Annotated in this window: 19 protein-coding genes; 6 read left to right on the forward strand and 13 right to left on the reverse strand. The window is 72.0% G+C overall.

Annotated elements, in window-relative coordinates:
* Positions 1-69 precede the first annotated feature (69 nt).
* The 4 genes from opgC to OXR63_RS05520 all read right to left on the reverse strand — a co-directional run bounded on the left by opgC (position 70) and on the right by OXR63_RS05520 (position 5,871).
* Positions 70-2,598, reverse strand: a complete 2,529-nt coding sequence (opgC, locus tag OXR63_RS18335; RefSeq protein WP_267420641.1) for an OpgC domain-containing protein — start codon at positions 2,596-2,598, stop codon at positions 70-72.
* Positions 2,595-2,996, reverse strand: coding sequence for an ATP-binding protein (locus OXR63_RS05510; RefSeq protein ID WP_267420642.1), 402 nt, complete (start codon positions 2,994-2,996; stop codon positions 2,595-2,597). Before OXR63_RS05510 ends, opgC begins: the two co-directional genes overlap by 4 nt.
* Complete coding sequence (locus tag OXR63_RS05515) at positions 2,993-5,017, reverse strand: glycosyltransferase family 2 protein (protein WP_441315717.1); 2,025 nt, start codon at positions 5,015-5,017, stop codon at positions 2,993-2,995. The genes OXR63_RS05510 and OXR63_RS05515 overlap by 4 nt, the downstream gene beginning before the upstream one ends.
* Positions 5,018-5,130: 113 nt before the next feature.
* Entirely contained in the window at positions 5,131-5,871 is a 741-nt protein-coding gene (locus OXR63_RS05520) for a TetR/AcrR family transcriptional regulator (RefSeq protein ID WP_267420643.1), read from the reverse strand.
* 126 nt (positions 5,872-5,997) lie between these two features.
* Between OXR63_RS05520 and OXR63_RS05525 the strand changes: the two genes are divergently transcribed.
* On the forward strand, positions 5,998-6,924 hold the full coding sequence (locus OXR63_RS05525; protein WP_267420644.1) for an NAD-dependent epimerase/dehydratase family protein: 927 nt from the start codon (positions 5,998-6,000) through the stop codon (positions 6,922-6,924).
* A gap of 114 nt (positions 6,925-7,038) precedes the next feature.
* Here the strand turns inward: OXR63_RS05525 and OXR63_RS05530 are convergent, their stop codons facing one another.
* From OXR63_RS05530 to OXR63_RS05545, 4 genes are all read right to left on the reverse strand, one after another.
* Complete coding sequence (locus tag OXR63_RS05530; RefSeq protein WP_267420645.1) at positions 7,039-8,367, reverse strand: fibronectin type III domain-containing protein; 1,329 nt, start codon at positions 8,365-8,367, stop codon at positions 7,039-7,041.
* Positions 8,368-8,565: 198 nt separating this feature from the next.
* Positions 8,566-10,323, reverse strand: coding sequence for a DEAD/DEAH box helicase (locus OXR63_RS05535; RefSeq protein ID WP_267420646.1), 1,758 nt, complete (start codon positions 10,321-10,323; stop codon positions 8,566-8,568).
* A gap of 40 nt (positions 10,324-10,363) precedes the next feature.
* Complete coding sequence (locus OXR63_RS05540; RefSeq protein WP_267420647.1) at positions 10,364-11,446, reverse strand: helix-turn-helix domain-containing protein; 1,083 nt, start codon at positions 11,444-11,446, stop codon at positions 10,364-10,366.
* Positions 11,440-11,817, reverse strand: a complete 378-nt coding sequence (locus OXR63_RS05545) for a hypothetical protein (RefSeq protein ID WP_267420648.1) — start codon at positions 11,815-11,817, stop codon at positions 11,440-11,442. Before OXR63_RS05545 ends, OXR63_RS05540 begins: the two co-directional genes overlap by 7 nt.
* 205 nt (positions 11,818-12,022) lie before the next feature.
* Between OXR63_RS05545 and OXR63_RS05550 the strand changes: the two genes are divergently transcribed.
* Genes OXR63_RS05550 through OXR63_RS18340 form a run of 3 tightly spaced genes read left to right on the forward strand, consistent with a single transcriptional unit; the run spans position 12,023 to position 14,242 of the window.
* Positions 12,023-12,829, forward strand: coding sequence for a helix-turn-helix transcriptional regulator (locus OXR63_RS05550; RefSeq protein WP_267420649.1), 807 nt, complete (start codon positions 12,023-12,025; stop codon positions 12,827-12,829).
* Positions 12,822-13,532, forward strand: coding sequence for a GAF and ANTAR domain-containing protein (locus tag OXR63_RS05555; RefSeq protein WP_267420650.1), 711 nt, complete (start codon positions 12,822-12,824; stop codon positions 13,530-13,532). Before OXR63_RS05550 ends, OXR63_RS05555 begins: the two co-directional genes overlap by 8 nt.
* Positions 13,529-14,242, forward strand: a complete 714-nt coding sequence (locus OXR63_RS18340; protein ID WP_267420651.1) for a GAF and ANTAR domain-containing protein — start codon at positions 13,529-13,531, stop codon at positions 14,240-14,242. The genes OXR63_RS05555 and OXR63_RS18340 overlap by 4 nt, the downstream gene beginning before the upstream one ends.
* A gap of 96 nt (positions 14,243-14,338) precedes the next feature.
* On the opposite strand, the gene OXR63_RS05565 is transcribed toward OXR63_RS18340, so the two are convergent.
* On the reverse strand, positions 14,339-15,292 hold the full coding sequence (locus OXR63_RS05565; protein WP_267420652.1) for a manganese catalase family protein: 954 nt from the start codon (positions 15,290-15,292) through the stop codon (positions 14,339-14,341).
* Positions 15,293-15,495: 203 nt separating this feature from the next.
* On the opposite strand from OXR63_RS05565, the gene OXR63_RS05570 reads away from it, so the two are divergent.
* Positions 15,496-16,008 carry a DUF427 domain-containing protein gene (locus OXR63_RS05570; RefSeq protein WP_267420653.1) on the forward strand — a complete coding sequence of 171 codons (513 nt, stop codon included), beginning with the start codon at positions 15,496-15,498 and terminating at the stop codon, positions 16,006-16,008.
* Positions 16,009-16,068: 60 nt separating this feature from the next.
* Here OXR63_RS05570 and OXR63_RS05575 read toward each other — a convergent pair whose 3' ends face one another.
* The 4 genes from OXR63_RS05575 to OXR63_RS05590 form a co-directional block, all read right to left on the reverse strand.
* A complete protein-coding gene (locus OXR63_RS05575; RefSeq protein ID WP_267420654.1) occupies positions 16,069-16,659 on the reverse strand; it encodes an acyltransferase in 591 nt (196 codons plus the stop codon).
* Positions 16,660-16,831: 172 nt separating this feature from the next.
* Positions 16,832-17,782, reverse strand: a complete 951-nt coding sequence (locus OXR63_RS05580; RefSeq protein ID WP_267420656.1) for a helix-turn-helix transcriptional regulator — start codon at positions 17,780-17,782, stop codon at positions 16,832-16,834.
* A 76-nt stretch (positions 17,783-17,858) separates the two neighbouring features.
* Entirely contained in the window at positions 17,859-18,458 is a 600-nt protein-coding gene (locus OXR63_RS05585; protein ID WP_267420658.1) for a TetR/AcrR family transcriptional regulator, read from the reverse strand.
* Positions 18,459-18,472: 14 nt separating this feature from the next.
* Positions 18,473-18,646: a hypothetical protein gene (locus OXR63_RS05590; protein WP_267420659.1), complete on the reverse strand. Its 174-nt coding sequence runs from the start codon at positions 18,644-18,646 to the stop codon at positions 18,473-18,475.
* A 226-nt stretch (positions 18,647-18,872) separates the two neighbouring features.
* On the opposite strand from OXR63_RS05590, the gene OXR63_RS05595 reads away from it, so the two are divergent.
* The gene (locus OXR63_RS05595) at positions 18,873-19,826 is read left to right on the forward strand and encodes a helix-turn-helix transcriptional regulator (RefSeq protein ID WP_267420660.1); all 954 of its coding nucleotides are present in this window, start codon (positions 18,873-18,875) and stop codon (positions 19,824-19,826) included.
* The last annotated feature ends 288 nt before the right edge of the window (positions 19,827-20,114 follow it).

Consider the following 20,114-nt stretch of genomic DNA (forward strand, 5'->3'; position numbering starts at 1 on the left):
GCAACGCGGGGAACGACCCGCGCGAAAGGACCTGCGGCGCGGGGAAAGACCCGCGGGGACGTGCCCGCGTCAGCGGGGGATGACCGAGAACAGGAACTTCCGGCGGACCATGTACCAGGCGAGCAGGATCAGCGCCGAGTGCACCGCGAAGCCGATCCACACGTTGCCCCAGTCGACGCCCGGGATCGACGCGATCGCCAGCGCGAAGAACACCTGCCAGACGAACACGTAGAGGCTCGCCTGCCCGATCGGGATCCACAGCCAGCCGATGGCCGCGTTGATCGGCTTCCAGAACACCGTGAGCAGCGCGTAGGACACGATCGCGAAGAACGCGATGTCGACCAGCCGTCCCCACTGCAGGTCGACGCGCTGGTACGCGGTGTTGTAGAGCTGGTCGTACATCGACGCCGGGAACGGCACGGGCGTGAACCCGAACTGCGCGGCCGCCCAGACGTACACCAGGAACGCCGCGTAGCCGACGACCCCGACGCCGATGAGCACCTTGCCGAGGCGGCCGGTCAGCGCGCCGACGATCTGGCGCCGGTAGTACCCGAGCACCAGGCCGTGCGTGAAGACGATCTGCCAGGTGAGGAGCGGGAACACCGCCTCGAACTGGGAGTGCAGCGGCTGGAAGGCCGGGTTCAGCGCCTGGAACACGTACAGCGCCCAGCTGCCGGCGAGCACCGCCCACCAGAAGCCCCGGCGGATGACCCAGAGCAGCGGCGGGATGAACAGGCTCAGCACCACGAACAGGCCCATGATGTTGAACGGCCACGGGCCCATCTCGAGCAGCAGGAACTGCCGGATCGCGTACCAGGGCGGCGGGTACGCCAGGAGCTGCATGGCGTTCGGGTAGAGGTCGTAGACGCGCCCCTCGGCCCCGACGCCGCCGGTGCCGGTCCCCCGGTCCGTGAAGGTCGTGATCGCGTCCGTGTCGAGGAACGGCACGAAGCTCAGGACGAAGACCACCGCGATCACCACGAGCGTGACGAGGTACTGCTTCCGCGCGCGCTTCCACGCACCGACGGCCGCCGCCCACTCGCCGAACCGCTTGATCGCCAGCGGGTACGTCATGCCGAGGACCATGCCGGAGAGGAACACGAACATCTCCGCGCCCGTGATCGCCCCGACCGCGTGCAGCGTGATGAACGAGTACGGGCCGCCGATCTCGATGTGGGTGATCACCACCGCGAGGATGATGAACCCGCGGAACAGGTCGAGGCGGAGGTCACGCCCGGGCTTGCCGTCGTCCGGGTAGCGCCAGCTCGGCACGAGTCGGCCGACGACGCCGCTCAGCAGGAACGCCAGTGCCAGGCCGACCGCGACCCAGACGATCCAGGCCATCTGGTCGCCGCCGGTGTCGAGCTGCTGGTTCGTCGCGACGGCGCCGTCCCGGTGCGTCACCTCCTCGGTGACGGGGCCGGTCACGAACCGGTCCGTGGCCAGGAGGTCCCGGCGGAAGGACGCCGCCACACCGCTGTCAGCCGTGTCGCGCCAGTCGGCCAGGCGGTTGCCGGCCTCGGGCTCGCGCCGGTTCGTCTCGACGAAGGTCACGGCGCGGACGTAGGGACGGTCCTGGACCGCCGCGAACACCTGGTTCCACCAGCCCTGCTTCACGGGGAGCTCGTCGGCGCCGCGCAGCGCGTGGTCGTACAGGGCGCCGGTGTCGAGCAGCATCGGGCGGTCGTGGCCGACGGCGAAGCGGTCGGAGAACGTCTGCGGCTGCTGCCGGTCGTAGCCCCAGCGCTCGTCGAAGCGGGCCTCGACCTCGCCGGCGGTGGGGACCTCGTTCGTCATCAGCGGGACGTCGCGCCCGGCGGCCTGGGTCGCCGCGCCCTTGCCGAAGGAGAACATCGACAGCCCGACCCAGTCGACGGCGGCGTCACCCGGCCAGTACGGGCCGTAGGGGTCGTCCGCGGCGGTGAGCGCCCCGTCGCCGTTCGTGTCGAGACGTTCGACGTCGGTGGCCGACAGGTCGCGGAGCCGTCCGGCCGACTCCCCGAACGGGTAGCCCGCGCCGTACGACGGCGACCAGACCATGGCCGCGTCGGACGACCCGGCGTGTACCGCCTCGGCCAAGCCCTGGAACGCCCGGACGTACTGCGTCGGCTGCTGCCCCCACTGCACCCACGTGCCGTTCATCTGCGGGGCGAACCGGACGAGCAGCTGCGTGCCGTACTGCCGGTGGATCTGCTCGAACAGCGTGTTCGTACGACGGGCGTCGGCGGTGGTGAGGGACCCGAGGGCGACGCCGGGCTCGAGCCCCACGACGAGGGTCGCGCCCTGCGCCGCAGCAGCACGGGTCGAGCGGAGCAGCAGCCGTTCGGCGGCGCGGTCGAGCGGGTACTGGATCTCCACGCCGTAGGTGGACGGGGTCGCCCCGAGTCGTCCCTCGTACCCGTCGGGCGCGTCCGCGCCCCAGTCGAGGTCCGGGCCGAACCACGCCTTCCCGCTGGGCGGGGCGATCGGTCCCGTCGCCGCCGCCGACGGCTTCGCAGTGGCCGTCGCCGTCGCCGCCTGCGCGGGCGCGACGCCACCGAGCAGCAGCGTGCCGGCGGTGACGATGAGGGCGATCAGGCGGACGAGGTGCCCCCTCACCGCTCGCACACCAGGGTCCAGACGTTGTGGCCGTGCTCGTGCCGGTGCTCCAGCCGGTCGAGCGCCGCCAGGGCCAGCGCCAGTCCGCGGCCGCTCTCGGCCTCGACGTCCGCCATGGTCACCGCGGCGAGGTCGATGTCGACGGGCAGCCCGTTGTCGCGGAGGACGGCCGTGAAGGCCTGGTCCGTGGCCTCGAGCTGCACCGTGTAGCGGCGCCCCTCCTGCTGGTCGCGGCGCCCGGTGTGCTCGACGATGTTCGCCGCGATCTCGGCCAGGGCGGTCTCGAGGGCGAACCGGTGGGCGACGTCGTCGACGCCGAGGCCGTCCCACCAGGTGGCGAAGCGGTCCTGCACCGTGTCGAGGCTGGTCGGGACGGCGGGGACGTCGAACGTGGTCACAGGGGTCCTCCGGCGGTGCTCGACGTGTGGCCGGACTGCCCGCTGGGGGCCGGTCCGCGGTACAGCACCGCTCGGATGACGATGCTGAAGATGACGAGGTCGAAGACGACCCAGGCGGTGTTGACGAGCGGCGCGACACCGGACGCCTGCCCCGTGAGGTACCGGACACCGATCAGGAGCAGCGCGGCGACGAGCGACCCCATCGCGAACAACTGCGGTCGGACCAGGTCCCACCGGGGCTTCATGGCGGTTTCGTCGCGGACCTTCGGCGTCACGCGGAACCCGAGGGGCTTGCCGCGGAACACGTTCTCGAACGCGCTGGTCACGCTCTCGATCCACACCGGGAACAGCGCGAGCGAGTACTGCTGGCCGCGCCAGGTCGGCCTGCCCGCGGCGACGACCCAGAACAGCAGCTGGTTGAGCACCAGGAACGGGATGAGCCGGGCGAAGAAGTCGACGCTGTAGGCCTGCACGGGGACCACGCCGAACGACAGACACAGCACCGGCGCGGCGATGTACACGATCGCCGCGAAGCCGGACAGGTAGCTCCACATGGTCGAGAAGTACATGAGCCGCTGCCCGAACGACAGACCCTTCTGCACCAGGGGGTTCTCGCGGAAGAACACCTGCATCGTGCCCTGCGCCCACCGGAGCCGCTGGACGAGCATCGTCGGCAGGTCCTCGGGTGCCAGGCCCTTCGCCAGGATCTCGTCGTGGTACGCCGACCGCCAACCGAGCCCGTGCAGGCGCATCGCGGTCGCCATGTCCTCGGTCACCGAGATGGTGGCCAGCGGCATGATCGGCTGGGCCTCGTCCCCGCGGTTGACGTCGACGGCCCTGGCCAGCACGGCGATCGCCTCGATGGCGGCGACGGGCGAGGCGTTCCGCTGCCCGAGGACGTCGAGCGCCGCGTCGTCGAGCCCCGCGAAGGTGTCCGCGTCGGTCGACATCGCCGCGAGTTCCTGCAGGTCGTTCCGCACGGACTCGAGGTCGGCCGCGGCGAAGCGGAACGCGATGGCGTCGATGCCACGCTGGAAGTCGTACGTGACGTCGCCGAGGGGCTCGTCGGCGGCCATCTGGTCGCGGGCGCGGTCCACCACGGCCTCGGCGTCGTCGAGCGCGCCGAGCACACGCGGATCGGTCTCGTCCTCGCGGGCGCGGGAGAGCAGGCGGCGGGACGTCACCAGCGTGCGCCGCACCGAGGTCTCGACCTCGCGCACGTAGCGGGAGATCCCGAGCTGCATCAGCGCCTCGCGACGGAGGATCGCGTTCGACCCGCAGAAGAACGCGGCGTTCCAGCCGTCCTTCGACTGCTGGATGGGGCCGTAGAACAGCGGGGCCTGGCTGCCGAGCAGGTCGGCGTCCGGCACGTTCTCGAACCACTGCGGGGTCTGCACGAGCGCCATCCGCGGGTCCTTGAAGTACCCGAGCGTGCGGTCGAGGATCGCCGGGTCCGGCACCTGGTCGGCGTCGAGGATGAGCAGGAACTCCCCCTGCGTCGACAGCAGCGCGTTGTTGAGGTTCCCGGCCTTCGCGTGCCGGGGGCGGTCGACCCAGTCCTGCCCGCGCGTGATCACGCCGAGCCCGGCCTCTGCAGCCGCCGCACGCATGTCGGCGCGGTTGCCGTCGTCGAGGATCCACGTGCTGTGCGGGTACCGGATGGCCTGCGCCGCGAGCGCGGTGCGCATCACCAGGTCGACCGGTTCGTCGTAGGTGGTGATGAAGACGTCCACGGTGACGTCGGTCGTCGGCGGGGTCGGCGGTTCGCCCCGCTCGCGGAGCTTCCAGGCGCCGAACGCGAAGAGCAGCGAGTCGATCACGCTGTACGTCTCGGCGAGGACCAGCGGCACGGCGATCCACCACGAGTGCCAGTTCACCGACGCCGACCAGCGCCAGCCGACGTAGTTGATCCCCGCCAGGGAGGCCAGCAGCGCGACGGTCCGCACGGTGACCAGCCGTCGTCGCCCCGTGCTCCCGCCGAGACGTCGACGGTCCTGCCTGCTGACGTCGAGCGCGGTCACCCTCTGGCTCCCGGTCCGACGACGTACGTCCTGCTCCGCTGCACCGTTGCTCCTGATCGCGCGGGGTGGTTGGTTCCTCGCCGTCGGGTCTCGGCTCGGGTGTCCGGACCTGTCTACCTCAGGGGAGGCGTCGTTGTCACGCCCCCGATCGCGGAGAACCCGATGTCGGCGGCCAGCCGTTCGACGAGCCGGTCGAAGTACTCGGCGTGGTCCGCGACCACGCCGACGGTGTGGCCGAACAGCTCGAAGGACACCGCGCCGAACAGGGTCGTCCACGCCATGATCGTCCGCATCACGGCCTCTGCCGGGGCATCGTCGGTGATCCCGCGCGACCGGACGTAGGCGAGCGCCGGTGCGACCACGCCGCCGACCGCAGCCGGCGCCGGCGACACCGAGGGCGTCGGGACCGCACGGTCGGCCATGGCGTCCACCGCGATCCGGACCAGCACCTGTGTGACCCGGGTGGCCGGCTCGATCGTCTCCTGCGGGGCCGCGTACCCGGGCACCGGACTGCCGTAGAGCAGTGCGAAGTCCCCCGGGTGTTCGAGGGACCAGGTCCGCACGGCCCGGCACGCGGCCATCCACCGCCCGCCGACGTCCGTGCGCTCGTGCCCGGCGTCCGCCCGTTCGACGGCCTCGCCGAGCTCGTCGTAGTCCTGCACGAGCAGCGCGGTGAGCAGGTCGTCGCGGCTCGGGAAGTACCGGTACACCGCGGAGGAGACCATCCCCACGTCACGCGCCACCGCACGGAGGCTCAGCTGCGCGGGCCCCTCCCCCGTCAGCCGCACGCGCGCCGCTTCGAGGATCCGGGAGCGGAGTGCCTGTCTGGCCAGTGCACGCGCCGTCTCGACCATCGCACAACCCTCGCACGCGAGAGCGGTGCCCACAAACGAGAGCACTGCTCTTGCGCAGGCATGCCAGGGGTGCGATGCTCAGCGAAGCGAGAGCAGTGCTCTCGGAATCCCGAGGAGAGGAACCCCATGCCGGAGCACCACCTGGTCGTCGGCGCCGGCCCCGTCGGCCGCCACGTCGCCGCACTGCTCGTCGAACGCGGCGACCGCGTCACCGTCGCCAGTCGCTCGGGTCGCGACACCGGGGTCGGAGGCGCGGCGCACGTCGCCCTCGACGCCGCCGACGCCGACGCGCTCACCCGGGCAGCCGAGGGCGCTGCGGTCCTGTACAACTGCGCCAACCCCGGCGACTACTCGCAGTGGGCGGCCGCCTGGCCGCCGCTCGCCGCCGCGCTGCTGACCGCGGCCGAGCGGACGGGCGCCGTGTACGCCGTCACCGGGAACCTGTACCCGTACGGCCCGGTCCAGGGCGCGATGCACGAGGACCTGCCGGACGCAGCGACGGACGCGAAGGGCGTCCTGCGGGCCCGGATGTGGCAGGACGCCCTCGACGCCCACCGCGCGGGACGCATCCGGGCCGTGGAGGTGCGCGCATCCGACTACGTGGGCACCGGCACCGGGGTGAACGCGCACGTCACCCGCGTGCTGCCCGGGGCGCTCCGCGGGAAGGGCGCGTGGATGATCGGCCGGACCGACCTGCCGCACACCTTCACGGACGTGCTCGACGTCGCACGGACGCTCGTCGCGGCGGCGGACGACCCCTCTGCGCACGGTCGGACGTGGAACGTGCCCTCGAACCCGCCGACCTCGCAGGCGCAGGCCCTGTCCGACGTGCTGGCCGCCGCGGGCAGGCCACCGGTGCAGGTCCGTGGCCTCTCCGGGCCCGCGGTCCGTGCGCTCGGCATCGTCGCACCGGTGCTGCGGGAGATGGTGCCGCTGCTGTACCAGTGGACCACCCCCTACGTCCTCGACGACGCCGCGGCGCGCGCCCACTTCGGGATGGAACCGACGCCGTGGGACGAGGTCTGCCGCCGGACCCTGGTGGGCGTCGCCTGACCATCGAGTCGCAGGCACCACACGAGCCGCCGGCACCACATGAGTCGCAGGCACCACGCGAGAAGGGCCCAGCACCGCGGTGCTGGGCCCTTCTCGCTGCGCTGGTGTCGTCGGTCAGATGACGAGCAGGCGGCTGAACTGCGCGCCGGCGAGCTGCTGCGCAGCACCACCGGCTGCCGGCAGACGCCAGAGCCCGGGCGTCGCACCGCTGTCGACGTCGATGAAGACGTCGCCGGCCTCGTCCGCAGCACCGACGTTGGCGCCGCGGTTGCCAGCGGTGACGCCGCTCACCGGGACGGTCGTCGTGGTGCCGTCAGCGGCGCGGACGACCGTCGTCGTGATCGAACGGTCCACGCCACAGCCGGTCGGCGTGTACTCGGACGGCGTCGGGCACCAGGCGGCCGACTGCGCCAGGCGGAAGCCGGCGGAGTTGGTGGCGCCGTACTCGAACGCGAGCTTCGGCTCGGCCGAGGTCCACGTGGTCGCACCGGCCGGCAGTGCCTGCCAGATGTAGGCACCGGCAGCGCCCGGCGACAGCCAGTTCACGTAGAGACCTCCGCGGCCGTCGGCGATCATCGTGCGGACGTAGCCGAAGGTGCCGGTCGTGCCGTAGCTGAGCGTGCGGGTGGTGGTCGTCCCCGCCGGGGTCCGGCTGGTGACGGATGCCTTCGAGGTGTCACCGGTCCACTCCGACACGGTGCCGTCGCGGCCGACCGCCCACGTGATGCCGGTGCTCGGCAGGACCGTCACCGGGGTGCCACCGGTGACCGGCAGCTCCTTGACGGCGCCGGAGACCGAGTCCTTCCAGTACAGGTTGCCCGCGACGTCCGAACGGAGGTCGGCGGTCAGGTGCAGCCCCGTCGCGATCGTCTGGGGTGCGCGGCCACCGGCCGGGTACATCACGATCGAGGTCAGGTCAGCCGAGGGCACGAACACGTCACCGCGGTCGTCGGCCGTGTAGCCGGCCCCGTTCGCGGCGATGGTCGTCGCAGCGGTGGAGCCGTCCGTGCCGAAGCGCACGACGGCGCCGGACGCGTCGAGTGCGAAGAGCGACTGCGTCTCGGTCTCCGCGGGAGCCCCGGTCGCCGTGTACCGGACCTTCACGGCCGGCCCCGTCGTCGACTTCGCGCCGACCGCGCTGACGGCGAACGTGTAGGTCGTCCCCGCGTGCAGGGCGCCGAAGCGGTCCCAGCGCGCCGTTGCGCCGAGCCGGTCGACACCGTTGTCGGGCTGCTCCTCGGCGGGCGTGACGGCCACGGTCCACCCGACGACCTTCGCGCCGCTCCGCGGCAGCGACCACTGGACGGTGGCCTGGTCGGCGGTGCCGACGACCCGCACCGAGGTCGGCGCACCCGGCTTCGCTGCCGGTGCGGCCGTCGCCGGGAGCGCCCCGGTGACGACGAGCGCGGCTGCTGCCGCGACGGTGAGCACTGTCTTGAACACGATCATTCCCCTGTCCACGCGACTTCCCGTCGCGTCCCGGGGACATGCAAGCACCGGCCGGGTGCCGGCGGAACGGGTGGCGGCCGAAGTGCGGCCACCGTGCGGAGTCCCGCAACGGACCGGGCCGGACACGACCCACGAACTGACGGGAGGCCCGGTTCCAGCTGGAACCGGGCCTCCCGTCAGAGCGATCTCGCGTCAGTAGCGCGACGTGCGCGCCGGACGGTCGTCGTCGTCGCGAGGACGGCGCGAACCGCCGCCGCGGCGGTCGGGCTGGATCTCGATGAGCCGGCCGCTGATGCGGGTGTCGCGGAGGCGCTCGATCACGTCGCCGGGCATGTCCGACGGCAGTTCGACGATGGAGAAGTCCGGCTGGATGCGGATCGCGCCGAAGTCGTCGCGGCGCAGGCCACCCTCGTTCGCGAGGGCACCGACGATCTGGCGCGGCTCGACGCGGTGCCGACGACCGACCTCGATGCGGTACGGCGTCATCGGGACCGAGCGACGACGACGGTCGCCGCCGTCCTCTTCGCGGCCCTTGCGCTCGTCGCGGCTCTTGCGCTGGTCGCGCTCGACCTGGCGGCGGAGGGCGTCCTCGGCCGGGTCGAGCAGCAGCGGCGTCTCGCCCTGGGCGACCACCGCGAGCGCGGCGGCCACGTCGGCCTCCGGGACGTCGTGGTGCTCGACGTAGTGGGCGATGATGTCGCGGAAGGCCTCGACCCGGCCGCGCTGCTCGAGTGCCGCGGTGATCGCGTCGTCGAAGCGAGTCAGGCGGGTGACGTTGACGTCCTCGACGGAGGGCAACGTCATCTCGGTGAGCGGCTGGCGGGTGGCCTTCTCGATCGCGGTGAGCAGGCGGCGCTCGCGCGGGGTGACGAAGCTGATCGCGGCACCGCTGCGGCCGGCACGACCCGTGCGGCCGATGCGGTGGACGTAGGACTCGGTGTCGACGGGGATGTCGAAGTTCACCACGTGGGTGATGCGGTCGACGTCGAGGCCGCGGGCGGCGACGTCCGTGGCGACCAGGATGTCGAGCTTGCCCGACTTCAGCTGGTTCACGGTGCGCTCGCGCTGCGCCTGGGCGACGTCACCGCTGATGGCGGCGGCGGCGTACCCGCGGGCGCGGAGCTTCTCGGCCAGGGTCTCGGTCTCGCTCTTGGTGCGGACGAAGATGATCAGGCCCTCGAAGTCCTCGACCTCGAGGATGCGGGTGAGTGCGTCGACCTTCTGCGCGTACGACACGATGAGGTAGCGCTGCGAGGTGTTCGCCGACGTGGTCGTCTTGGCCTTGACGGTGATCTCGGCCGGGTCGTTGAGGTACTGCTTCGAGATGCGGCGGATCTGCGCGGGCATCGTCGCGGAGAACAGCGCGACCTGCTTGGTGTCCGGCGTCTCGGCGAGGATCGTCTCGACGTCCTCGGCGAAGCCCATCTTGAGCATCTCGTCGGCCTCGTCGAGCACCAGGTACTTCAGCTCGGACAGGTCGAGCGTGCCCTTGGCGATGTGGTCCATGATGCGACCGGGGGTGCCGACGACGACGTCCACGCCACGACGCAGTGCCGACAGCTGCACGCCGTAGGCCTGGCCGCCGTAGACGGGCAGCACGTGGACGCCCTTCATGTGGGACGCGTACTGCTCGAAGGCCTCGCAGACCTGGAGCGCGAGCTCACGGGTCGGCGAGAGCACGAGCGCCTGGGGCAGCTTGCTGCCGGCGTCCATGCGGGACAGGACGGGCAGCGCGAACGCCGCCGTCTTGCCGGTGCCGGTCTGGGCGAGACCGACGACGTCACGCCCGGCGAGCAGGGTCGGGATGGTGGCGGCCTGGATCGCGGACGGGGTCTCGTACCCGATGTCCTTGACGGCCTTGAGGACGGGCTCGCTGAGCCCCAGGTCGGCGAACGTCACCACGGGCCCCTCGTCGATGGGTTCGGTGGTGCTGTTCGTGTCGGAGCTCATCCTGGTACGGTACCCGGCCAGACCCGGGTATGCCGAACCGTCACGCCGATCTGGGCAGGGCGCGGCTGCGGAGACGACGTGTCGGCAGCCCGCGGAGCGTCTCGCCCGGGTACTCCCCGAACCGCTGCAGGTACGTGCCGGCGAAGCGTCCCATGTGCCGGAAGCCCCACTCGCGGGCGACGGTCGCGACCGTGACGGACCCCGGGTCGGCGAGCTGCAGCGCGATCCGGACCCGGTCCAGGCGCATGTGCTGCAGGTACGTCATCGGGGTGCTGTCGGTGTAGCGCAGGAACGCGCTCTGCAGTGTCCTGGCGCTGACCCCGGTCGCGCGGCACAGGTCGGCGAGCGTGACCTGGTCGCCGCAGTGCTCCGCCAGGTACGCCTGCGCCAGCTCGACCGTCGTCCTGCCGGCGCCGAGCTCCCGCCGATCCGAGCGGCCGCCGTAGGCGCGGACGACCCACTCCGCGAGCTGGACCTGCAGGGACAGCCGCGCCTGGTGCGGGTCGACGTCACCGAAGGCAGCCGTGGCGACCGCTCCGAGGGCGGTGCGGAGCCCGGGCAGCGCCTCGGGCGACGGCTGCATCCGGAAGGTCGCCGAGCCGCTCCTGGTTCCGCCGTTCAGGACGGCCCCGACGGTCTCCATGAACCCGAGGTCGATGCGCACCAGGTGGTGCACGCCCGCGGGGACCACGACCGAGTACGGCCGGTCGACGGGGAACACGACGGGGATGCCGGGTTCCGTGACGACCCGGTCGGCCCCGGTGTCGACGCCGACACCGCCGCACGCCGTCCACCCGAGCGTCAGCCATCCACTGCCGTCGAGGTCGCCACGGCGGTCGGTGGTCACGGCGGAGTTGACGAGTTCGACGTTGAGGTCGCGGAGGGTCCGGAGCCGCCAGCGGAACGGTTCGCCACGGCCGAAGACGACGTCCTCGGCGCCGTACACGTCCTCGAGCAGGCGGACCCCGTCACGGCGGTCGGTGCCAGCGTGGTCGGACAGCCGTCTGGCGTCCAGGCGCTGCCCGAGCCGCGGCAGGTCGGACCGGAGGGACTCGGCCGGCGTGGTCGTGACGGTGGAGGTCGGCCCGGTCGCGGTCGCGGTCGTGTCAGTCGCGGTCAGCACGTCGGCTCCGTCCCCTGCTCGCCGCACACGTGCTCGAAGTACGCGTGCGCCGCCTCGAGCGACCCGACGCACCGGTGCTCGTCGAGCGTCGCCATCAGCGTGCACCGGTACCCGCCGTCACGCTGCTCGACGAAGCCCAGCAGCATCGCCGGGTCGTCCTGTCCCGCCGCGCCGTCGACCACCCGCCAGCACGTGGCGTCGACCGGCTGGACGCGGACGTCCAGCGGGTCGGTCTGCACGAGTGCCCGGATCCGGTCCGCGTGCACCCGGTGGCGCCACGTGGCCGTGTTCCCCGTGACCGTGTCCCCTGTGACCGTGTTCCCTGTGACCGTGTTCCCTGTCAGGGCCCCTGCCCCGTCGTTCCCCGTCATGTCTGCTCCAGGTCCCCGGTGGAGTCACCCGCTCCACCTGAGACACTTCGAGTATCGGCTGGACAGTATCCGCACCGACAGGGGTTGACTTCGAGGCCCGCAACGGTCAGCATCGCGGTTCGCGATGTGGACAAGGCGACCGTGTGACGTCCCGGCTCCCTGACACCTGCACTGCGAGCCGACCCGACGCCCGTACGCTGACGACATGCGTGACGACGTCGCTCCAGCGGAGACCACGGGCACGACGCCCCGGCTCTCCCGGACCGTCCGCGACGCGCTGCACTGGCTCCACGACCACGCGCAGGAACGCATCGCCGTTCCGGACGTCGCCGCGGCGGTGAACATCTCCCCACGCGGGCTGCAGAAGGCCTTCCACCGCGAGGTCGGCGTGAGCCCCGGGCAGTACCTCCGGGCGCTGCGACTGGAGGGCGTCCGACGCGACCTGCAGGCCGCCGACCCGACCGAGCGTCCGACGGTCGCCGAGGTCGCGCGGCGCTGGCACTTCAGCAACGCCGGGCGCATGGCCGCCGACTACCGCGCGGCGTTCGGCAACGCTCCCTCCGCCGCCCTCCGGTACTTCGAGCCGGACGACGAACCGGGGAACCGGATCCCGGCGCTGGCCGACCCGGGCAGTGAGCGGCGCCGCTTCCGACTGGTGCTCGACGTCGAGATCGACGTGGAGGACCCCGACGCGACCCTGGCCAGCGCCCTGCGGCGAGCCGAGCACGAGATCGTCGCCTGGCAGGGCTACCGACCCGACGGCGGGACCGAGGACCTGGTGGCGTTCGTCCTGAACGACGCCGTCCGCCGGGCCCTGCACGACACCGACGGGGTGCGGCTCGCCTCGGTCAACCCACTGCTGCGCCTGCCGGAGGCCGACGGGTCCTACGTGCCCGCCGAGCTGCCGGCCTGGGGCCCGACCGCGCCACCGGCACCGCCGCCGACACTCCGGACGCCCGAAGGCGGCTCGCGGGTACCATCGGACACCGATCAGGAGGACGCCGATGGATGACGCAGTGAAGCGTGCGTTCCGCGCCATCCGCTCGTTCGACGTGCCGGACGACGAACTCGGCGAGTCCTTCCGACAGGCGATGCCGCTCGGCAGCGTGTCGGTCTCCTCGTTCGGCGTGCTCGGGACGAACGAGACCATCTCGGCGTCGGACGACACGGCGCTCCGCGTCGACGAGATCCAGCTCGACCTGACCGAGGGCCCGTGCTGGGCGGCCCTGAGCCGGCGCAACCCGGTCCTCGAGGGCGACATCGTGCAGCACCCGAACAGCGCCTGGCCCGCCTTCAACGAGGCGGTGCTCGAGGTGCCCGTCCGCGCCGTGTTCGCCTTCCCGATCGTCTTCGGTCCGTTCCCGCTCGGCGCCGTCGACCTGTACGCGCCGGAGCCGACCGACCTCGAACACGACCGTGTGGAGATCGCGTCGGCGCTCGCCACCGCGATGGGCCGCCGGGTGCTGCGGCGCGCGGTCCAGGCCGTCGAGGACGAGGACGCCCTCGTCGACCGCAACCCGTTCTCCCGCCGCGTCGTGCACCAGGCGACGGGGGTGGTCCTGGCGCAGCTCGACATCACGCCGGACGACGCCACACTGCTCATCCAGGGGCATGCGTTCGCCCGGAAGACGTCGATGCGCCAGGTCGCCGAGGAGATCATCAGCGGTGCCGTGCGGTTCGAGAAGCACGGTGGTCTGATCGAGGACGTGCGGTGACCGGCACGCCACGGGAGGCCCGGATCGTCGACACGTTCGCGACGCTCGCCGACACCCTCGTCGACTCCTACGACGTCGTCGAGCTCCTGCAGACCCTGGTCGAGACGTGCGCGGACGTGCTCGACGTCGACGCCGCCGGCATCCTGCTCGCGAACGCCTGGGGTGAACTCGAGGTCATCGCGTCGACGTCGGAGACCAGTCGGCTCATCGAGGTCATGCAGCTCGACGCCGAGGCCGGGCCGTGCATGACGGCCTTCACGACCGGCCAGCCCGTCGTGTGCCCGGACATCGCGGACGCGCCCTCCGAGTGGGCGGCCTTCAGCGCCGGGGCCCTGGCGCTCGGCGTCCGGTCGGCACACGCCGTGCCGCTGCGCCTCCGCGCCACGGTCATCGGCACGCTCAACCTGTTCGGCACCGCCCCCGGCACGCTCTCCGCCCCCGACCTCCGGATCGCCAGGGCCCTGGCGGACGTCGCGACGATCGGCATCCTGCACGAGCGGACCCTCCGCGAACACGAGGTCGTGCAGGCCCAGCTGCAGCGCGCCATCGGGTCCCGCGAGGTCATCGAGCAGGCCAAGGGCGTCGTCTCCCACGTCAGGAGCGTGTCCATCGAGGACGCCTTCGGCATCATCCGCGCCCACGCGGTCGCCACCGGCGAGCCCCTGTCCGACGTGGCGCGGGCGATCGTGGACCGCAGCCTGCGGCTCTGACCCGCGCCGGGCCCTGGACGGGTCCAGGAGACGGACGGGAGGCCCGTGGCGGATCCGCCACGGGCCTCCCGTCCGTCCTGTGGACCGGTCAGTCGATCAGGCGACCGGACCGTACAGCGGGTCCTCCGCCTCGTCGAGCTCGAGCTCGGCGGTCTGCTGGATGAGCGCGAGCAGGTCCTTGTCGAGACCCGGCGCGAACTCCTCGAGGCGCTCCGGGGCGATGAAGGACGGCGCGCCCTTCGGGGCCTGCTCCGACGCGTCGAGGTCAGTGCCGTCACCCGACGGCGAGGCGCCGCGGAAGATCTTGGCGGCCTCGGACGCACCGTCGAGGTCGAAGCTGTACTGCTTGCTCTGCAGGCCGAGGTCGACGAGCTCCTTGACCTCGGGGAACTGCTCCGCGTTCGTCTTCGGGATCGGCAGGAGCGACTTCCACTCCACGCCGAGGGTCTCGAGGGCCTTCGCGTAGGCGTTCTCGTGCGCCTGGTCGCGGACGATCAGGTACGCGACGGTCGCGCGGGCCGTGGGGTTGTCCGTCATCTCGTAGATGCGGCACTTCTGCAGGCGTCCGGTGGACTCGAGCATGAGGTTGTAGAGCAGGTCGAGCGGCAGGTTGCCGGAGTTGTAGACGTAGCTGCCGCTCCACGGGTTGCCGGCCGAGTCGACCGGCATGGCCCCCTGCGCACCGACGAGGTAGTGGTGGATGTTGCCCGTGTCGAGGGCGATCGACAGCGGCGTCGCACCCTTCGCGCCCGGCTGGTCGACCGGGTCGGTGACCTTGCCCGAGTACCCGGGGGCGCCGTCGAGCAGACGGGAGATCGTCGTGCCGATGAGCTCGACGTGGCTGATCTCCTCGGTGCCGACGCCCTGGATGAGGTCGCGGTACGGCTTGGCCGCCGGACCGCGGAAGTTCATGGCCTGGAAGAGGTACTGCATCATGGTGCGCATCTCGCCGAACTGACCGCCGAGGCCCTCCTGCAGCGCGTTCGCGGCTGCGGGGTCCGGGTCGCCGTCGGCGATGTCGTTGATCCAGGTCTGTGCGTGGAAGTACATGGTGCCTCCGTATCGTGCGACGACGTCGCCGCACGGACCACGCTGCTCGGGGTGCCCTGACCGGCCGGCCCGTGTCAGCCAGCGAGCGCATTCCCGGTGCGGTGGTGGTGGGCACCCGGCGGACGGGAGGCTCGGTACCGGCCCGCCACGAGCCTCCGGTCCGTCCTCGGCAACCGCACCGCCTGGGCGGGTAGACCGGTGGCATGACACCGCGCTTCCCGGGACACCCGGCACCCACCCAGCCCGGCCCCGGCCAGGAGTCCGTCTGGGACTACCCGCGCCCGCCGCGGGTCGAGCAGACCTCCGACCGGATCGTGGTGCGCCTCGGCGGCGCCGTGATCGCCGACACGACCGCGGCGGTGCGCGTCCTGGAGACCAGCCACCCGCCGGTGTACTACCTGCCCGTGTCCGACTTCGCGCCGGGTGCGCTGACCAGGACGAGCGGGTCGAGCATGTGCGAGTTCAAGGGCCGCGCCGCCTACTTCGACGTCCACGGTGGTGGCGAGACCGTCGAGCGGGCCGGATGGCACTACCCGACGCCGGAGCCGGGGTTCGGCGAGCTCGAGGGCCGCGTCGCGATCTACCCGTCCGCGATGGACTCCTGCGAGGTCGCCGGCGAGGTCGTGCAGGCCCAGGCCGGGGACTTCTACGGCGGCTGGATCACCTCACGGGTGGTCGGGCCCTTCAAGGGCGAGCCCGGCACGCTCGGGTGGTGAGGCGGGGCCGGCTCCGGGGTCCAGGGTTGCTCGGTCCGGGCCGGCTCAGCTGTGGTCGGCTCAGCGCTGGTCGGTGACGGCTGCGGGGTCCGGGGCGGCCGTCGGTCGTGCCAGCTCGCGGATGCGCTTGGCGGGCACGCCCGCGTAGACGCCGTGGGACAGCAGGTGGCCGGTGACGACGGCACCGGCCGCGACCACGACGTCGTCGTCGATGCGCGAGCCCGGGAGGATCGTGGCACGTCCACCGATCCACACCCGTTTGCCGATGGTCACCTCCCGGCCCTCGGCGGTGCTGCTCCAGCTGCCGTCGGTGCCGATGGCGTGGTGGCTCGTCATGATGAGCACCTGCATGCCGATCGCGGTGTGGTCACCGATCGTCACCGGCGCGATCGCCTCGATGTCGACGCGGGTGTTGAAGTAGACGCCGCGACCGATCCGGAGGTTCCTGGCGCTGCCGTTCAGGGAGAACTGCGCGTTCGGTCCGGACTCCACCTGCGCACCGGCGGCGTTGAGCAGGGCTCGGCGGGCAGCACGCGGCAGGAGCGGTGCCCCGAGGACGGTCGTGAACAGCACGCTGCTGAGGCCGCCGACGACGTCCTCGCGCAGGCGGGACACGAAGGTCGAGCTGGCCGGGACCGGGACTGCAGCCATGGGGGGGTTCTGTTTCTGACGGGGCGCGCGGTGTCGCTCGCTGTCTGTGCAGAGAAACAGGATTGCGTCTCGCGGACAATGCCCCGAGCCGGACGGTGCGGAGTTCCGCAACGACGTCCGCGGCAACTGTCGTCGGCCTTCGTCGCGCGGCGTCAGCCGTCGTCGCGCGTCGTCAGCCGCGCAGCGTGGTGCTCGGGTACTCGCCGAAGCGCTCCGCGTAGGACGCCGAGAACCGTCCGGCGTGCGCGAACCCCCAGTGCCGTGCCACCTGCGCCACGTTCGTCCGGACGGGGTCGGCGTGCAGCAGTTCGGCGCGGATGCGGTCGAGGCGGACCCCACGGAGGTAGCTGTTCGGCGTGGTCCCGAGGTGCCGGCGGAACCCCTCCTGCAACGACCGCAGGCTCAGGCCGGCCAGGCGTGCGAGGTCCGACGTGGTGATCGGCAGGTGCGCGTTCTCGTGGACGTACTCCACGACGGTGCGGAGGTGCGCGTTCCGCGGCAGCAGGAGTCCCTCGGGCAGGGCGACGTGCTGCTGCGGGTAGAGCTCGAGCAGCGACACCGCGGCCAGACGTCCCATCTCCACCTGGAGCAGCGGCGACGCAGCGCGGTCCATCGTCGTCGCGGAGATGAGGTGGACCGTCTGTCGCCAGCGGCGCATCGCGGCAGCGTCGGGCTGGGCGGTGTGGTCGAAGCGGAACGCGGAGGTGTCGAGGCCGCGCTCGGCGCCGATGTCCACGACGAGCTGGCGGTTCACCTGCACCAGGCGCTGGTCGTAGTCCTCGAAGGCGAAGCGGAACGCCTCGTTCGGCCACATCTGCGGCACGCCCGGTTCGAGGTGGATCTCGCGGCGGCCGAGGTCGAGCACGCCGGCGCCGCGGGTGATCCACTGCACGACGTAGTCGTCGCCGTCCGGCATCTCCCCCGTGAGGAGCCCGGCGAACTGGACGGCGCGGAGCGTCATGCTCGCGTCCCCGGCGGCCGCGTACCGGTAGGAGAACTGCGGGGAGGTCTGGTCGGCCGACCACGCGACGCCCGCGTACGCGGAAGCCAGGGTCGCCCTCGCTGCGGTGAGGTCGTGTCCGCGTTCGTCGACGCGGATCCGGTCGGTCGTCTCGTCAGTCATCGTGCACCGCGGACCACCATGACACCCGGTCTGCGCCGAGCAGTCGGGGCTGTCCGGAATTCGCGGTCGGGCGCCCTCAGGCTCCGTCGGACCGGTCGTAGACGGACATCAGCATCGCGGCAGCCGTCCGGGCGGAGCGTGCCGGCTGGACGGTGCCGTGGATCGCCGCCTCGACCTGGGCGCCCTCGATGAGCAGGGTCATGGCGTCCGCCAGGTACGTCGGCAGCTCAGCGTCCGTGCAGAGGTCGGCGACGAAGCCCTCGAGCGCGGCGAGGTGTTCCTCGGCCAGGCCGGCGACGGTCGGGTCGTTGCGGCCGAGTTCCCCGTAGCTGTTGATGAACGAGCAGCCGTGGTAGCCGCCGTCCGCGAAGCAGGTCTCGAGGTAGGAGAAGACGGCGAGCACCCGGTCCCTCGGGTCGGCGAACTCGTCGACGAAGCGCCGGAGCCCTTCCGTCCAGTCCTGGTGCCGGTACTGCAGGGCGGCCACGACCAGGGAGTCCTTCGACGCGAACGCGGTGTCGAGCTCCGGGCGGGTGAGTCCCGCGGACGCCGCGATCCGGTCGAGCGTGACGAACGCGATGCCCTCGGCGGTGAAGAGCGCGTCCGCGGACACGACGACCGCCCACTGGTCGGTGCTCCGGGCGGGTGGTTCCAGGATGAGCGGCTGGTGCAGCATGCCGGGCCGGCGGACTACGCGGCGGCGAAGAAGTCGGCGTAGGCGGGCTCCCTGCCGTACGTCTGGGTCATCGGCTCGTGCAGGCGGGCTGCGACGATGGCGGCGAGTTCGTCCGGCGGCGTGAGGCCGCGGCGGCGCCACTCCGTCGGGTGCTGGCGGAGGGAGGCGAGAGCGTGACGGTCGAGCATGCGGGTGTCCTGTCCTCGGTGCGACAGGACCGTGTCGGTCCTGGCAGGGACGACGCTAGGGGCGTCGTGCCCCGCCGGACGAACCGCGGCAGGAGCATCCGCGAAAGGCGGACACCGACGCCCGGCAGCGCTCCGGCACGCGCGCAAGCCGGACATGTCCGGTCCCGGTCGCCGTCCAGCCCGTGCCGCTCCCGTGGTGCTCCCGCGACCATGGGATGCTGGGGTCATGTCGTCCCTGGACCCGACGCCGGTCCACATCGGGATCAGCCTGACCGACCCGGCCGCCGCGTCGGCGGCGATCACCACGATGTACGGCGGCACCGACCTCGCCGCGGTCCAGCTCGACGACACGTTCTCCTTCCGCTACACCGCCGAGGGGGACGACACGATGACCATGCGGTCGTCGCACTTCAGCGGGCGTCTCGTCGGTGAGGTCCCGCCCGGGGACGACGTCGTCGTGCAGTGGCTGACGCGCGGCACCGGGACGTTCGACACCGGCAGCAGTCCCCTTGAGCTCACACCCGGCCGTCCGGTGCCGTTGCTCCCGCAGCGCACGTTCGCGTTCGACCTGTCCGACTACGACCAGCGCCTCGTGCACCTGGACCGCGGCCTCGTCGAACGGGTCGCCTCCGAGCGGGGCAGTGACGTCGGCGCCGGGCTCCGCTTCGACCTGCACACCGAGCCGTCGGCCGCGGCGGTCCGCGCCTGGCACAACTCCGCCGCGCTCGTCGCCCACACCCTGCGCGACGCGGGATCAGGTGGCCTGCTCCACCGGGAGATGGCGCGGCTGATGTCGGCGGCGCTGCTGGAGATGTACCCGCTGTCGCCACAGCCGGACGCCGGCATCTCGCGCGTCCGGTCCGCCCACGTCCGGGCGGCCGTCGAGTACGTGCACGCGCACGCACACCTGCCGATCACGACGACGTCGGTCGCCCGGGCCGTCGACGTCGGCCTGCGCGCACTGCAGGAGGCGTTCCGCTCCGAGCTCGGCGTCACGCCCAACGAGTACGTCCGGAACGTCCGCCTGGACCGGGCCCGCGAGGAGCTCCTGCAGACGGACCCCACCACCTCGATGGTCCGCGACGTCGCCCGACACTGGGGCTTCATGCACCTCGGTCGGTTCTCGCAGATGTACGCCAGTCGGTTCGGCGAGTACCCGAGGGACACCCTGGCGCGCTAGTCGACCGCGCGATCAGCCCTCGATGTCCGCTATCCGAGGATGACCGCCCCGCGAACGGGGGTGGCTCGCGCGACCCGGACTTTCGCTTCGCTCGACGGTCGCCCGCACCGTACGGTCGTCCTCGCCGCACATCGCCGTGCATCGGTCCCCGTTCCGGTGGTGCTTCGTCCCTAGCGGAGTTCCGGCCAGCGAGCGTCGCCCCTCGACCCGAACCGGGGGCGACGCTCGCAACACCTCCCGCGCTGCGCCGTCGAGCCCGCGGAAAGTCGTTCCAAACCCTCTGGCCGA

It is taken from the genome of Curtobacterium sp. GC_Cur_3, from assembly GCF_026544205.1.
In the GTDB taxonomy this organism is placed as follows: Bacteria; Actinomycetota; Actinomycetes; order Actinomycetales; family Microbacteriaceae; genus Curtobacterium.